Source organism: Vibrio antiquarius (assembly GCF_000024825.1).
Lineage (GTDB): Bacteria > Pseudomonadota > Gammaproteobacteria > Enterobacterales > Vibrionaceae > Vibrio > Vibrio diabolicus.
This window is the reverse complement of sequence record NC_013456.1, coordinates 449,521-464,615: the sequence shown is the minus strand read 5'-3', so window position 1 is coordinate 464,615 and position 15,095 is coordinate 449,521. Positions and strand designations below refer to the sequence as shown.

The window sequence follows — 15,095 nt, the reverse complement described above, 5'->3', positions numbered from 1 at the left end:
ATTGGAGTGATTTCAATCGCCTTTTTCAGATAACGAGAAAAGAGTATGAAGATCATTATTCTTGGTGCAGGTCAGGTTGGCGGCACACTGGCAGAAAACCTAGTGGGTGAAAACAACGACATCACCATCGTCGATAACAATGCCGATCGACTGCGTGAATTGCAGGACAAATACGACCTGCGTGTGGTCAATGGCCATGCGAGCCACCCCGACGTGCTGCACGAAGCTGGTGCGCAAGACGCCGATATGCTCGTCGCAGTAACCAACACTGATGAAACCAACATGGCCGCCTGTCAGGTCGCGTTCACTCTATTCAACACCCCAAACCGCGTTGCACGTATTCGCTCTCCAGAATACTTGGCAGAAAAAGAAGCCCTGTTTAAATCTGGCGCCATTCCTGTCGATCACCTTATCGCACCAGAAGAACTCGTTACGAGCTACATCGAACGTCTAATCCAATACCCAGGCGCGCTGCAAGTGGTGAGCTTTGCTGAACAGAAAGTCAGCCTAGTGGCGGTAAAAGCCTACTACGGTGGACCGTTGGTGGGTAACGCGCTGTCTGCTTTGCGTGAGCACATGCCACACATCGATACCCGTGTGGCAGCGATTTTCCGTCAAGGCCGTCCGATTCGCCCGCAAGGCACTACCATCATTGAAGCCGACGATGAAGTGTTCTTCGTTGCAGCAAGTAATCATATTCGCTCAGTGATGAGTGAACTTCAGCGCCTAGAAAAACCGTACCGCCGCATCATGATTGTTGGCGGGGGTAACATTGGTGCCAGTCTCGCAAAGCGCTTAGAACAAAACTACAGCGTGAAGCTGATTGAACGTAACTACCAACGTGCAGAAAAACTGTCAGAAGAGCTAGAAAACACCATCGTGTTCTGCGGCGACGCGGCAGACCAAGAGCTTCTCTCGGAAGAGAACATCGACCAAGTCGACGTCTTCATCGCGCTGACCAACGAAGATGAAACCAACATCATGTCTGCGATGTTGGCAAAACGCATGGGCGCGAAAAAAGTAATGGTGCTGATCCAACGTGGCGCTTATGTAGATCTGGTACAAGGCGGCGTAATTGATGTGGCGATCTCACCACAACAAGCGACCATTTCCGCCTTGCTGACGCACGTTCGTCGCGCTGATATCGTGAACGTATCCTCACTTCGCCGCGGCGCTGCGGAAGCAATTGAAGCCGTCGCTCACGGTGATGAAAGTACATCCAAAGTTGTTGGACGTGCGATTGGAGATATTAAGCTCCCACCTGGGACCACCATTGGTGCTATCGTTCGTGGCGAAGAAGTCCTTATTGCCCACGACCGTACGGTCATCGAGCAGGATGACCATGTGGTGATGTTCCTGGTCAACAAAAAATACGTATCAGACGTCGAAGCGCTATTCCAGCCGAGTCCATTCTTCCTCTAGGATTTTCCTATGGTCAACTTACGTCCCGTACTGTTTGTTATCGGGCTGGTTTTATCCAAACTGGCCCTGTTTATGTACGTGCCGACTTTGGTCGCTTTCTTTACCGGTACGGGGGGATTCCTCGATTTCGCCCAAGCCGTTGTGATCACGCACCTTGCCGCCTTCATTTGCCTAACGATCGGTCGAACCGCCAAGTTCAAACTCAGCGTACGCGATATGTTCCTCATCACCAGTTTGGTTTGGACCATCGCCAGTGCGTTTGCCGCCTTGCCGTTTGTGTTCATCAACCACATCAGCTTCACCGACGCCTACTTCGAAACGATGTCGGGTATCACCACGACGGGCTCAACGGTGCTCAGTGGCCTAGACAACATGGCGCCGAGCATCTTGCTGTGGCGCTCTATTTTGCAGTGGCTTGGTGGCATTGGCTTTATCGTGATGGCGGTGGCGGTGCTACCTATGCTCAATGTCGGTGGTATGAAGCTATTCCAAACCGAATCATCCGATTGGTCGGATAAAAGTAGCCCGAGAGCAAAAACGGTCGCCAAAAACATCGTAGCAGTTTATTTGATGCTTACTGGCTTATGCATTGTGGGCTACTTGGTCACAGGCATGAACTTGTTTGAAGCGATCAACCATGCCTTTACTACGCTATCAACGGGCGGATACTCTACATCCGACGGGTCGATGAACCACTTCTCTAATGGCGCACACTGGGTGGCCACTACCTTTATGTTCTTAGGTGGCTTGCCATTTTTGCTCTTCATCGCCGCGTTACGTAAACGCCGTATTGATGTGTTGGTTAACGACGCTCAAGTTCGAGGATTCGCGTACCTGTTCGTGTTCTCAAGCTTAGTGATTTCAGCTTGGTTAGTGATTCGAGACGGATACACCATTTTGGATGCGCTACGAGTGTCGATGTTTAATATCGTCTCTGTCGTCACCACAACCGGCTTTGGCTTAGAGGACTTCACCGCGTGGGGCGCATTACCCACAACTCTTTTTGCCTTCTTGATGATGGCGGGCGCATGTTCGGGGTCAACGTCTGGTGGGATCAAAATCTTCCGTTTCCAAATCGCAATGACACTGCTGAACAAACAGATGATGAAATTGATTCACCCTTCAGGTGTGTTTGTACAGCGCTACAACCAACGCCCAGTGAATGATGACATTGTTCGCTCGGTGGTCGCGTTTGGCTTGATGTTCTTTATCACCATAATCTTCATCGCGGGTTGCTTGAGTGCGCTGGGTTTAGACCCCATCACTAGCATCTCTGGTGCCATCACTGCGGTAGCCAACGTCGGCCCGGGTATGGGAAGCGTGATTGGACCGACGGGTAACTTCGCGCCTCTGCCAGATACCGCCAAGTGGCTTCTGAGCTTTGGCATGTTGATGGGCCGCTTGGAAATTCTGACTATTCTTGTACTGTTCTTCCCTGCGTTTTGGCGCCGTTAAGCAGACACAAATAAAAGGTATAACAATGAAAACATGGATCACTCTGGCGACCCTACTTGCCGCCTCATCCACATACGCCGCTGAAGTCATCACTTTAGCCGATGGTCGAGAAGTGAAGTTAAACGATGACTTTACTTGGGAATACGTCATGAAAAAACCTGCGCAGCAAGCAACAGAGACGCAAGCGACAATAGGCGCGGTTGAAACGATCGCAGCTCCCGCAATTGCGACAATTCCAGTTGTGACGAAAACTGTTGGCACTACTGTGGTGGTAAACGCCAAAAAGCCAACCATGCAGCTGTCTGACTCTGGTGTCGACGTACTGATTGGCTCCGCGAGCTATCAAGATGGTGAGCTCGTACTGCCAACGTCCATTACCAATCAAAGCTCACAATCGGTGATTCAAGTTGAAGTGGAAGTTCTGGTATTTGATATGTCTGGCCAGCAACTGGCGAAAGAAAAAGTCACAGTTTGGCAATCCATCAAGCGAATGGCGGATACTTACCTGCGACCACAACAAGCAGAACAGGGTAAAAGCATCAAACTGGCAGTGCCGCAGTCTCAGCAATACCAGTTTTCAGCCAAAGTGTTAGAAGTGAAAACTCGTTAATGTGATAACACATGTTTTGTCGAGTTTATCTCTATCCGTTAGATAGGCTCGACAAAATAATAAATTGCGAAAAAGTGACACACACAACCCGCTAAAACGAAGCCGTGCCAAATCGCATGATTGAATGGAATACGCTTCGCAACGTAGAAAATCACTCCCAGTGAATACACAATCCCACCAGCTGCGAGTAATGTCAGTCCGCCAATATCCAAGTTGATCGCCAACTGATAAATCACAATCAACGACAGCCAGCCCATGACCAAATACGTCATCAAGGAAAGCTTTTTAAATCGGTAAACAAACGCGACTTTCATGATGATGCCGAGTAGAGCGATGGTCCAGATAACAATCATCAAACCAAACGCGAGCGGCGTACGTAAACTCACTAACAAAAAAGGCGTGTAACTGCCAGCAATGAGCAGATAAATGGCGCAGTGATCGAAAGTTTTTAGCCAGCGTTTGGCGTTGGGGTGCGGAATTGCATGGTACAGCGTCGAAGCCAAAAATAGCACGATAATACTCGCACCATAGACAGCCATACTGGCCAGCGTCAGCGTATCAGCTTGCTGGTCTATGGCTTTGATTAGCAGCAGTATCAAGCCAACAATACCAAAAATCATCCCAATGCCATGAGTGATGGTATTAGCCAGTTCTTCGCGTTGACTGTATTGAGGTTTCTGCAGTTCAGACATCAATGCGCCTATACTAGAGTTTGAAATTTGCTCTAGTATGGCACATTAGGCTTACACGTGTAAGCTTAAATTAAGACTCATGAACGGCCGTGGTTTGATCGAGGTAATTAAGTACAAGTTCGCCCACTTGATCAAGCTTAGTTGTGGCTGGAATGGTCAACTCTCGTTTGAGTTTTCCGCTACCCAGTAAGCTTGCGAGCATGCCACCCTCGCCCTTGCGTGTGCGGTCAACTTCAAACCATAATTTGAGTTGTTGCTCGCTACGATGAGCGACAAATTCTAACTCACGCCACACGCCATGGTATGGCCCGTCAGTCGGCACCATCTCAAATTCTTGCACAAATGGCAGGTCGAACCCTTTTACTTCCTCACACTCCACTTGGCGAATACGCAAACCTTGCGCTTCAAATGCGGATAACACCGCATCCATTAGTGGATCAGGTCGAACGGTGAGGATGTCTTTATCGGTCGGGTCTAAAGCAGCAGCAACGTCCAAGCCGGTTTCGAGCCACACTTTGGCGTCACCAATGGTGACAGGCGTATTCCAAGGCACATCGAGCTGAACATCGAAGGTACGCTCTTCGCCGGAATGGATGGTAAACGCATAAGGGAGGCTCCACTTAGCAAGCACATGAGTCTGAGGTACTCGGCGCATGCTGTGTCCTTCTCGCGCACCACGGTCATCAGGAGCTTCCGCGATATAGCGACAACACAGTTTTAAATCGATGTTGTCGATCGCTTGTTCAGTGGCACCACCATAAACATGGATAGACACATCCACACTTTGACCAGGATATAGCACGTCTTGATTTAGGATTGAGTCGACCTTAGCACTCCCAATCCCAAAACTGGCAAGTGTCTTCTTCAAAAATGACATAGGCACCTCCTTCGTCGAGATCTCATACTACTACTGCTGATCGAGGGATCAAACAAAAATTGCCTCGATCATCGCGACAAAATGACAAAATCTAAACAATTCAATTGCTCAACTATCGACCAATTATTACAAGGATGCTAATCTTATACGTGATATGCATGCATATCGGTATTCCTGATTCATTAACTGGATTGGCGAGAGCCAGAAGAGTGATTCTTCAATCTTGTTGGAGCCTAGCTCATAATGATTCAGGCCATTACATCGGCAATGGATATGCCTGACAGTTAGGTAAATTAATGCGCCCAACAACAGTCAGGTTCGCACACACTAATACTAGTGCAATGCGCCGCCGCAGTGGCTTTACTACTGCACCAAAGGCAAAGCAAGTTGCGCCAGCAATGACATTGGTTGAGAAGACAGCAATGATGTCGAGTGTTCCGGCCAAAGTTATCAAAGCAGCTTAATCAAAAGCGCGGCGCCAGCTGCGCTTTTTTCTTTGCACGCGACTCAAACCACCTCAACGACTTAGAACAAAACACAGTGAAATAGATAGTTTTTCCTATTTGGTCTTCGCAAAGCAATTTGGTACCTTTACAGCTAATTACACCTATAAATTCTGTGGAGAAAGAAATGAAGTGTCATCGCATTGAAGAGCTGCTTGAGCTACTAGAGCCTGAATGGCATAAAGACCAAGAAATGAACCTAATACAGTTCATCGTGAAGCTAGCGAAAGAAGCAGGCTACGAAGGCAAGCTAGAAGATCTGACCGACGACGTGCTGATCTACCACCTTAAAATGCGTAACAGCAGCAAAGACGAAATGATCCCAGGTCTTAAGAAAGACCAAGAAGATGATTTTAAAACTGCGATTCTGCGCGCTCGTGGCATCATCAAATAACCGGCTCAACAACCCAGTATTCTTTAAGCGACTCCCTCAAGTGAGTCGCTTTTTTATAACTAAAATTTTTAGTCCCACAATTGGTTATAACTGTTCAGCCAATTATCAGGTTAACTGTACTGACTTTTGTTGTTAAACGTTGACTGCGTTAAAGAAAAGGAATTGTTATTGATTGTATAATCGCCGTTCATCAGTATTTACTAAAATAATTATGTCCGGTCATGATTTATGATAAGGACGAAGTAGCAATGTCATCGAGCGACATCAATAGAAATGACGCCGTACATTATAAAAGCCTAAGAAGGATGAGTGCATGAGTCAGGATAAGATCGATATCAAAGATGTGACTCCTAAAACCTACAACCCCAAGACTCATAAAGGGAATGGGGATCGATTCAACCCAAGTAATCGCATCTATGTACGCGAAAGCAAAGGGACTTACCAGAAACTGCGTCGTTACGGTGGTTGGTTCTTACTGCTTCTCTTCGCTTTAATACCGTGGATCCCTTACGGTGAACGTCAAGCGATCTTGCTCGATATTGGCAACCAGCAGTTCAACTTTTTCGGTACCACGTTGTATCCGCAAGATCTTACCCTACTCGCCTTGCTATTTGTGATCGCGGCATTTGGGTTGTTCTTTATTACCACCTTCTTAGGTCGAGTTTGGTGTGGCTATCTCTGCCCACAAACCGTCTGGACCTTCATGTATATCTGGTTTGAAGAGAAGCTAGAGGGCAGCGCCAATAAGCGTCGTAAGCAGGACTCCAATAAGCTAACGGCGAATTTAGCGATGCGCAAAACCATCAAACATATCGCTTGGTTTGCCATTGCGCTCGCCACTGGTTTTACTTTTGTTGGCTACTTCGTTCCAATGAAGCAATTGGTTATCGACTTTTTCACCTTTAACGCCAACTTCTGGCCCGTCTTTTGGGTAATGTTCTTTGCCATTTGTACTTATGGTAATGCTGGTTGGATGCGTTCCATCATGTGTATTCACATGTGTCCTTACGCGCGCTTCCAGTCTGCCATGTTTGATAAAGACACCTTCATCGTTGGCTACGATGCAAAACGTGGGGAAAAGCGTGGCCCACGTCCGCGCAAAGCCGATCCAAAGCAGCTTGGTTTGGGGGATTGTATTGATTGTGACTTGTGTGTGCAGGTGTGCCCAACAGGTATCGATATTCGTGACGGCTTACAATATGAATGTATTAACTGTGGCGCCTGTATTGATGCGTGTGACAACACCATGGATCGCATGGGTTACGAGAAAGGACTAATCAGCTACACCACCGAGCACCGCTTATCGGGTAAGAGTACCAAAGTCATGCGTCCGAAGCTTCTGGGCTATGGAGCTGTGCTACTGGTCATGATTGGTCTGTTCTTTGCCCAAATCGCAGCGGTAGACCCAGCAGGCATGAGTGTTATTCGCGACCGTAACCAACTGTTCCGCGTAAATAGCTCAGGCGAAGTAGAAAACACCTACACCCTCAAAGTAATCAACAAAACCCAGCAAGTGCAAGAGTACTCGTTGGATGTTGAAGGGCTATCCGATGTAAGCTGGTATGGTAAGCAGACAATTCAGGTACAGCCAGGTGAGGTATTGAACTTACCAATGAGTCTTGGCGCCGATCCTGACAAGCTAAACTCTGCGATTACGACAATTCAGTTTATACTCACCGATAAGAGCAACGAATTCACCATTGAAGTAGAAAGCCGTTTTATTAAAAAACTATAGCGCTACTTCAGTGACTAACGGAAAAAGGCTCAGTAATGAGCCTTTTTGTTTATATGTCCCAAAGTATGTTTAACTTTGACGCCCTTACCCCAGATTTTATGTGGTACGCGTTAGAAAGCATCGGCGTTCGCGCAGAATCAGGTTTTCTTCCCCTCAATAGCTACGAAAACCGTGTTTATCAATTCACTGACGAAGAGCGTCGTCGTTATGTCGTCAAGTTTTACCGTCCTGAACGTTGGAGCAATGAACAGATCCAAGAGGAGCACGACTTCACTTTAGAACTAATTGGAAACGAAATCCCCGTCGCACCACCTGTGCGCATCAACGGTGAAACCCTGCATCACTATCAAGGCTATGCCTTTGCGCTGTTTGAGAGCGTGGGTGGTCGCCAGTACGAGGTTGACAACTTAGATCAGCTCGAAGGTGTAGGGCGTTTCCTTGGGCGCATCCACAAAGTGGGTAGCCGCCAAGCCTTCCAACATCGACCAACGATTGGCTTGCAAGAATACCTGTATCAACCAAGAGAGATTCTGCAAAACGCCAACATGATTCCAATGCACTTGGAGAACAGCTTCTTCAATGACTTGGATATGCTGATCAAATCAATTGAAAGCCACTGGCAAGAAGGCTTCAATATCATTCGTTTGCATGGCGATTGCCACCCAGGCAATATTTTGTGGCGAGATGGCCCTATGTTTGTTGATTTGGATGACGCTCGTAACGGCCCTGCAGTACAAGACTTATGGATGCTACTGAACGGTGAACGCCAAGACAAACTGATGCAGCTGGATATTGTTTTAGAAGCTTATCAAGAGTTTTGCGACTTTAACCCCGCAGAATTGAAACTAATTGAGCCACTTCGCGGTCTACGAATGGTGCACTATATGGCATGGCTAGCAAAACGTTGGCATGACCCTGCGTTTCCTCTCGCTTTTCCATGGTTTAATGAGCCAAAATACTGGGAAGGTCAGGTCCTTGCATTTAAAGAGCAGATCGCCGCTTTAGAAGAAGCACCGCTGTCTTTAATGCCTCAATGGTAAGTCAGGCCACAAATTCAAAAATGGAGATATTTCGATGAAAAAACTGTTCGCACTGTTTTCTATGCTGATGCTAAGCCTGTCGGCACATGCAGCGCAATTCAAAGAAGGTGAACATTACAAAGTATTGGATCTTGAGGCATCAAAAAAACCTCTTGTGACGGAGTTTTTCTCTTTCTACTGCCCGCACTGTAATAGCTTTGAACCTGTTATCCAGCAACTGAAAAAGCAGTTGCCAGAAGGTACTAAGCTATTAAAAAACCACGTTTCTTTCATGGGTGGCAACATGGGCCCATCAATGAGCAAAGCCTACGCGACCATGGTTGCACTAAAAGTGGAAGACAAAATGGTGCCAGTGATGTTTAACCGCATCCACAATCTAAAGAAGGCGCCACGTAACGATGAAGAGCTTCGCCAAATCTTCCTTGATGAAGGTGTAGACGCGAAAAAATTCGACTCAGCATTCAAAGGCTTTGCGGTTGATTCCATGGTTCGCCGTATGGACAAGCAATTTGAAAACAGCGGTCTAACCGGCGTTCCTGCGGTTATCGTTAACAACAAATACCTAGTTCAAGCACAAAGCATCAAAACAATGGATGAGTACTTCTCTCTGGTGAACTACTTGCTGACACTAAAATAAGCACATCGATATCAATCAAAAGGGGAGCACATCGCTCCCCTTTTGTTTATTTGTAAATCTCTTGTAGTAACCGATCTTTTTCTTGCCACACATCACCCAACCACTGCTGAAATTGTCGCTTATAGGGCTTATCGTTAAAGTAATCACCAAGCACTCGTTCATCGACGGGCAACACATTCACACGCACAACAACCTTGCCCATTCGGCCCATTAATAAATCCTTGAATGGCTTATTTGTATTTTCTGGGTACGCCAGCGTCACATCGATAATGTTCTCGAACTGCTCCCCCATTGCCGCTAACGTGTATGCGATCCCGCCCGATTTTGGTTGCAGCAAATATTGGTAGCTCGTCTTGCTCTTACGCTGTTTTTCTTCGGTAAATCGAGTGCCTTCGACATAATTAACCACTGTGGTTGGGGCATGTTTGAACTTGGCGCACGAGCGACGTGTCGTCTCTAAATCTTGACCTCGTTTGTGCGGGTTGCGGATCAGATACTCTCGCGAATAACGACGCATAAATGGCATGTCGAGCGCCCAACACGCCATCCCAATGAAAGGCACATACAACAGTTGTTGTTTGAGGAAAAACTTCGGCATAGGTATGCGGTCTTTAAACACGCAGCAAAGCACCACAATATCGGTCCAACTGAGATGATTACTGATCAGCAGATACCACCCGTCTTTTTTCAGCGCCTCACCGCCCTGAACATCCCAGTCAACACGGTTAGAAACAGCCAGAATGCCCGCATTAACGGTAGCCCATAACCACATCACCTTGTTGGCACAAGCGGTCGCTTTCGCTTTTAGCTCCACACTTGGAAGCAATACTTTAAACACAGCGATAATACAAATTGCGATTGAACACAGCGCAGAATTGAGAATCACAAAAGAAGCGTTAAAAAAAAATAACAAATATGCCAACATGATAGTCAAACAACAGTGATAATGTGTGAAGAATAAAACAGCGTGTAATTATACTGCGCCTTTGCCACATTGGAATATGCGTGGGAATGGTCAGATTTGTTACCTCAACCAATATTTGCACCACTCATTCGACAATAAGGAGATAACGAATGAAACCAAGGCTAATTCTCTTGCCTTTGGCCTTTGTCGTCAGTTCTGCTCAGGCTCAACTCGCTGAAACCGCAGGTTTTGGCGGTGAAATTTCGCTGAATGCCGGATTTGTATCATCAGAATCCAACTTCAATACGGAAAATAGTAACACCATCGATTCTCTCGATAAGCGCGCCGATAGTGACAGCTCCGTTATCGCTGCGCCGCTAGGAAGCATTACTTACACTTTTGGTAACCGACTCAATCACCAAGTGTACGCGGGTACCACACGTTCCGATGTCGCGGTTGGTACACTCGCTTTTCAGCTGGGCTATCAACACGAGTTGCCGTCCGGCACCGTGCTCGATATTTCCTATCTACCGACCGTGCTCAAAAGCGAAACTTGGCGTAACCCATATCAAGTCGGAACCGCCCGTAAAGAAACGGATGTGGACGGCAATGCCTATCGCTTTCAAATCAAAGGATTGATTGATAAAAACTTCAACCTTGATCTCGCTTATGCTGATAAAGACATTGAGCAAGAAGAAGTAACGGACCGTTCACTCGCTCGCGATGCGAGCCTTTACTACGTTAAAGGTGACTATCGGGTTTCACTTAATCAAACATCCATGTTGCAACCGGCGTTTACCTACATTAATCAAGATGCCGACGGTAATGCGGAATCATTTGATTCGTACGGGTTTGACATCAGTTGGTTTAAATTTATCAATCGCCATCGGTTGGCCCTCACCGCAGGTTATGCATGGAAAGACTATCAAGCCACTAGCCAAACTTTTGCTAAAACACGAAATGACGACACCGTCAGCCTATTTGCAGCCTATGAATATCAAAACGTATTTGACTGGCAAAACTGGTCGTTCATCTCTTTAGCCGGCTACAGCCAAACGGACTCAAATATCACGTTCTATGATGAGAAAGAGTACCTATTGTCGCTTGGTCTCAACTACACCTTCTAACGTCCTTCATCGCAACAAGGCACTTACAACACTTGTTGCGGTGATATTTGCACGTCTCTATACCGCTTGCGCCGTGAGCTGTTTCAGTAAGCGATCCATCGCTCGATACCCAAGCGCCTCGGCTAAGTGCGCTCGTTCAATCTGCTCCGCCCCATCAAGATCCGCTATCGTTCGTGCTACTTTGATAATGCGATGATACGCGCGAATCGAAAGCCCCAAACGATGCAAAGCGGTTTCAAGAAACTCCGCATCACTTTTGTGTAAGGGGCAAAACGCCTCGATTTCTCGACTACCTAATAGTGCATTTACCTTACCGCTGCGGTTCAACATATTGGTACGCGCATGATTCACACGTTCTTTAACGATAGCGGTCGGCTCACCGCGATCACCACCTTCTGCTAATGTTCCTTTGGGCAAAGCTGGGATTTCTAAAGACATATCAAAGCGATCTAACAGTGGTCCAGATAATCGACCAAGGTAACGCAAAATAGCTTGTGGATTGGTGCGAGCTTGATTGCCTTCGTAATATCCTGTCGGGCTTGGGTTCAATGCTCCAACTAATTGGAAGCGAGCCGGAAAACGTGTTTTACCTTGCGCCCGAGAGATAATGATCTCACCAGATTCGAGCGGTTCGCGTAACGAGTCCAGCACCTTTCGGTCAAATTCGGGCATTTCGTCGAGAAACAACAAGCCGTTGTGGGCTAAAGAAATCTCCCCGGGTCTGGGTACCGAGCCACCGCCAACTAATGCCGCCATTGAACTTGAATGATGCGGAGAACGAAACGGACGCGACTTCCAATTGTGCTCATTAATTTCACTCTGAGTCAACGATGCCACCGAAGCGGTTTCCATTGCTTCTTCGTCACTCATCTCCGGTAGTAAGTCACACAAACGCGAAGCCAACATGGTTTTTCCAGTACCTGGCGGGCCAAGGAAAAGTAAGTTGTGGTTTCCAGCGGCAGCTATCTCCAATGCGCGTTTACCTTGTTGTTGGCCAATAATATCTTGTAAGTCTCGACCATGTTTTTCGACTATTTTGCGCTTAGGCGTTTGAAAAAGATTCAGTCTATGTTGACCACAAAGCTCGGCACATACTTCCAGTAATGATTGGGCCGATTTATGTTGTTCCTTCCCCACCAGCGCCGCCTGATCGCCATTGACATGTGGGACGACCAAATGACGTTGAATCTTACTGGCTTCCAGCGCAGCAGGTAACACACCTTTTACTGGCCTCAGACCACCAGATAGCGCTAACTCGCCAACAAATTCGTAGTTTTTAAGCTTATCTGTCGCGATTTGCTCCGAAGCGGCCAAAATGCCCAATGCGATAGGAAGATCAAAACGCCCTCCCTCTTTGGGCAAATCTGCTGGAGCTAAATTAACGGTGATCCGCTTAGCTGGAAACTGAAAATTAGAATTAATGATCGCGCTACGAACGCGATCTTTGGACTCTTTTACCGTCGTCTCTGGCAGCCCTACCAAGGTAAACCCGGGCATACCATTGCTAATATGAACTTCTACACTAACCGATGGCGCTTGCACCCCGACGCTTGCTCGACTATGAATGATTGCCAGCCCCATACGTTCCTCAATTTATTGAACACTCTGTAAACAAATGTTTTATCTAGTTGGTTATGTTATATACCGCGTCCCAATTGAGAGTTAATGTGAAAAAAGAATGACTTTTTGCTTGTCATGCAGCGGAATTGTGTGATACCACTAATGACGCAAACAATTTCGTAGAACATTACACAACATTTTTTAACGAAAAAAGAACGACAGACAGATGAACCTTTTCGCTCATATCAACGCACTGCTAGCCCTGATTATCGTGGTCATTATTGGCACCGCGCGGGGTATTGTGGGCGAAAGGTAACCACAAATTACAAAAAACCCCCGCACTGAAAAGTCCGGGGGTTTTTTTACAACTACAAGTTGTCATCTGTCTAACCCTCGGACAGTTTAACGGGAAGAATGGGAGTGCACATGAAGTGCAATAAATATGGCAATCGCTACGAGCCACAACGTAGCAAAGGAGGTTTACGATGACTGGTGCACAACTTGTCGTAGCCGCTTTAAGACAGCAAGGCATCGAAACCGTTTTTGGCTACCCTGGCGGGGCCATCATGCCAATCTACGATGCTTTGTATGACGGAGGGGTGGAGCACATCCTATGCCGTCATGAGCAAGGGGCCGCCATGGCCGCCATCGGTATGGCTCGTTCCACACAAGACGTTGCCGTATGCATGGCAACTTCCGGCCCTGGGGCCACTAACCTTGTTACCGGCCTTGCCGACGCTTTCCTTGACTCCGTACCTCTAGTTGCCATCACAGGCCAGGTTGCTAGCTCTCATATCGGTACCGATGCATTCCAAGAAATGGATGTGATCGGAATGTCCCTAGCCTGTACTAAGCACAGCTATCTCGTGACCGAAATTGAAGACCTAGCGCCAACGCTAGCCGAAGCGTTTGAAGTGGCCAAAACGGGTCGTCCGGGTCCAGTCATTGTCGATATCGCCAAAGACGTTCAACTGGCTCAAACCCCAACAGATCTACTGCCTCCATACGTAGCGCCTGCAATCGAAGATGTCAGCGCTGAAGACATTAAGCGCGCACAAGATGTACTGGCAGCCTCAACTCGCCCAGTGTTGTATGTTGGTGGTGGCGTGCAACTCGCTAAAGCAACCGATGCAGTACGCGAATTCCTTCGCTTAAACCCAATGCCAGCAGTTAGCACACTAAAAGGCCTCGGTACCATTGAACGCCATGACCCTCACTATCTTGGTATGTTGGGCATGCACGGCACCAAAGCCGCTAACCTAGTGGTTCAAGAAGCCGATCTATTGATCGTGGTTGGCGCACGCTTTGATGACCGTGTGACGGGTAAGCTCGACACGTTTGCACCAAATGCGAAAGTGATTCACATCGACATTGATGCTGCGGAGATTCATAAACTGCGCCACGCCAACGCACCATTGCGTGGCGACATCAACACCATTCTTCCTCAGCTAGAGCTGACTCAAGATATCTCACCGTGGGTACATCACAGTGAAAGTCTGCGTAGCGGCTTTAAGTGGCGTTACGACCACCCGGGCGAGTTAATCTACGCACCGCTATTGCTTAAACAACTGTCAGACATGATGCCAGACAGCTCAATTGTCTCGACTGATGTAGGTCAGCACCAGATGTGGGCAGCGCAACATATCCAGCCACGCGAACCACAAAATTTCATCACTTCTGCTGGCCTTGGCACCATGGGCTTTGGCTTGCCAGCAGCGATGGGTGCAGCAGTCGCACGTCCTGATGATCAGTCTATCCTTATTACAGGTGACGGTTCATTTATGATGAACGTGCAGGAATTGGGCACGCTGAAGCGTCGTCAGATTCCAGTGAAGATTGTCCTTCTTAATAACCAACGTCTTGGCATGGTTCGCCAATGGCAGTCATTGTTCTTTGACGGCCGCCACAGCGAAACCATTCTTGATGACAACCCAGACTTCGTGATGCTTGCCAAAGCGTTCGATATCCCGGGCAAAACCATCACCAAGAAAGAAGAAGTCGAACCTGCTCTCAAAGAGATGCTAGCGAGTGAAACTTCTTACATGCTTCACGTTTTGATTGATGAAGAAGAAAACGTGTGGCCATTGGTGCCACCTGGCGCATCAAACAGTGATATGTTGGAAAATACATAGGAGACAA

14 protein-coding genes are annotated in these 15,095 nt (G+C 47.5%); 10 read left to right on the top strand and 4 right to left on the bottom strand.

The window, feature by feature from the left end; genetic code table 11:
• The first annotated feature begins 45 nt into the window (after nt 1-45).
• Genes trkA through VEA_RS02200 form a run of 3 tightly spaced genes read left to right on the top strand, consistent with a single transcriptional unit; the run spans nt 46 to nt 3,487 of the window.
• Nucleotides 46-1,422 (top strand): Trk system potassium transporter TrkA, encoded by a 1,377-nt coding sequence (gene trkA, locus VEA_RS02210; RefSeq protein ID WP_005394041.1) that lies wholly within the window; start codon nt 46-48, stop codon nt 1,420-1,422.
• A 9-nt stretch (nt 1,423-1,431) separates the two neighbouring features.
• Nucleotides 1,432-2,877 carry a TrkH family potassium uptake protein gene (locus VEA_RS02205; protein ID WP_006742925.1) on the top strand — a complete coding sequence of 482 codons (1,446 nt, stop codon included), beginning with the start codon at nt 1,432-1,434 and terminating at the stop codon, nt 2,875-2,877.
• A gap of 25 nt (nt 2,878-2,902) precedes the next feature.
• A complete protein-coding gene (locus tag VEA_RS02200; RefSeq protein ID WP_006742924.1) occupies nt 2,903-3,487 on the top strand; it encodes a DUF3157 family protein in 585 nt (194 codons plus the stop codon).
• A 38-nt stretch (nt 3,488-3,525) separates the two neighbouring features.
• Here the strand turns inward: VEA_RS02200 and trhA are convergent, their stop codons facing one another.
• Together trhA and VEA_RS02190 are read right to left on the bottom strand one after the other, a co-directional pair.
• Nucleotides 3,526-4,179 carry a PAQR family membrane homeostasis protein TrhA gene (trhA, locus tag VEA_RS02195; RefSeq protein ID WP_005394044.1) on the bottom strand — a complete coding sequence of 218 codons (654 nt, stop codon included), beginning with the start codon at nt 4,177-4,179 and terminating at the stop codon, nt 3,526-3,528.
• 70 nt (nt 4,180-4,249) lie between these two features.
• Nucleotides 4,250-5,056 (bottom strand): sporulation protein, encoded by an 807-nt coding sequence (locus VEA_RS02190; RefSeq protein ID WP_006742923.1) that lies wholly within the window; start codon nt 5,054-5,056, stop codon nt 4,250-4,252.
• Between the two features lie 296 nt (nt 5,057-5,352).
• Here VEA_RS02190 and VEA_RS23750 point away from each other — a divergent pair, with 296 nt between their 5' ends.
• From VEA_RS23750 to VEA_RS02170, 5 genes are all read left to right on the top strand, one after another.
• Nucleotides 5,353-5,520, top strand: a complete 168-nt coding sequence (locus VEA_RS23750; RefSeq protein ID WP_005379043.1) for a hypothetical protein — start codon at nt 5,353-5,355, stop codon at nt 5,518-5,520.
• 166 nt (nt 5,521-5,686) lie between these two features.
• Nucleotides 5,687-5,953, top strand: a complete 267-nt coding sequence (locus tag VEA_RS02185; protein WP_005394048.1) for a YihD family protein — start codon at nt 5,687-5,689, stop codon at nt 5,951-5,953.
• 313 nt (nt 5,954-6,266) lie between these two features.
• Nucleotides 6,267-7,688 (top strand): cytochrome c oxidase accessory protein CcoG, encoded by a 1,422-nt coding sequence (ccoG, locus tag VEA_RS02180; protein ID WP_006742922.1) that lies wholly within the window; start codon nt 6,267-6,269, stop codon nt 7,686-7,688.
• 53 nt (nt 7,689-7,741) lie between these two features.
• Nucleotides 7,742-8,728: a serine/threonine protein kinase gene (locus tag VEA_RS02175; RefSeq protein WP_041853008.1), complete on the top strand. Its 987-nt coding sequence runs from the start codon at nt 7,742-7,744 to the stop codon at nt 8,726-8,728.
• Between the two features lie 34 nt (nt 8,729-8,762).
• Complete coding sequence (locus VEA_RS02170) at nt 8,763-9,365, top strand: thiol:disulfide interchange protein DsbA/DsbL (RefSeq protein ID WP_005379036.1); 603 nt, start codon at nt 8,763-8,765, stop codon at nt 9,363-9,365.
• Between the two features lie 46 nt (nt 9,366-9,411).
• On the opposite strand, the gene VEA_RS02165 is transcribed toward VEA_RS02170, so the two are convergent.
• Nucleotides 9,412-10,290 (bottom strand): acyltransferase, encoded by an 879-nt coding sequence (locus tag VEA_RS02165; RefSeq protein ID WP_006742920.1) that lies wholly within the window; start codon nt 10,288-10,290, stop codon nt 9,412-9,414.
• A 149-nt stretch (nt 10,291-10,439) separates the two neighbouring features.
• Between VEA_RS02165 and VEA_RS02160 the strand changes: the two genes are divergently transcribed.
• On the top strand, nt 10,440-11,396 hold the full coding sequence (locus VEA_RS02160; RefSeq protein WP_006742919.1) for a DUF2860 domain-containing protein: 957 nt from the start codon (nt 10,440-10,442) through the stop codon (nt 11,394-11,396).
• Between the two features lie 57 nt (nt 11,397-11,453).
• Here the strand turns inward: VEA_RS02160 and VEA_RS02155 are convergent, their stop codons facing one another.
• Nucleotides 11,454-12,977: a YifB family Mg chelatase-like AAA ATPase gene (locus VEA_RS02155; protein ID WP_006742918.1), complete on the bottom strand. Its 1,524-nt coding sequence runs from the start codon at nt 12,975-12,977 to the stop codon at nt 11,454-11,456.
• Between the two features lie 464 nt (nt 12,978-13,441).
• On the opposite strand from VEA_RS02155, the gene ilvG reads away from it, so the two are divergent.
• Nucleotides 13,442-15,088: an acetolactate synthase 2 catalytic subunit gene (gene ilvG, locus VEA_RS02150; protein WP_005394061.1), complete on the top strand. Its 1,647-nt coding sequence runs from the start codon at nt 13,442-13,444 to the stop codon at nt 15,086-15,088.
• Nucleotides 15,089-15,095 lie beyond the last annotated feature (7 nt).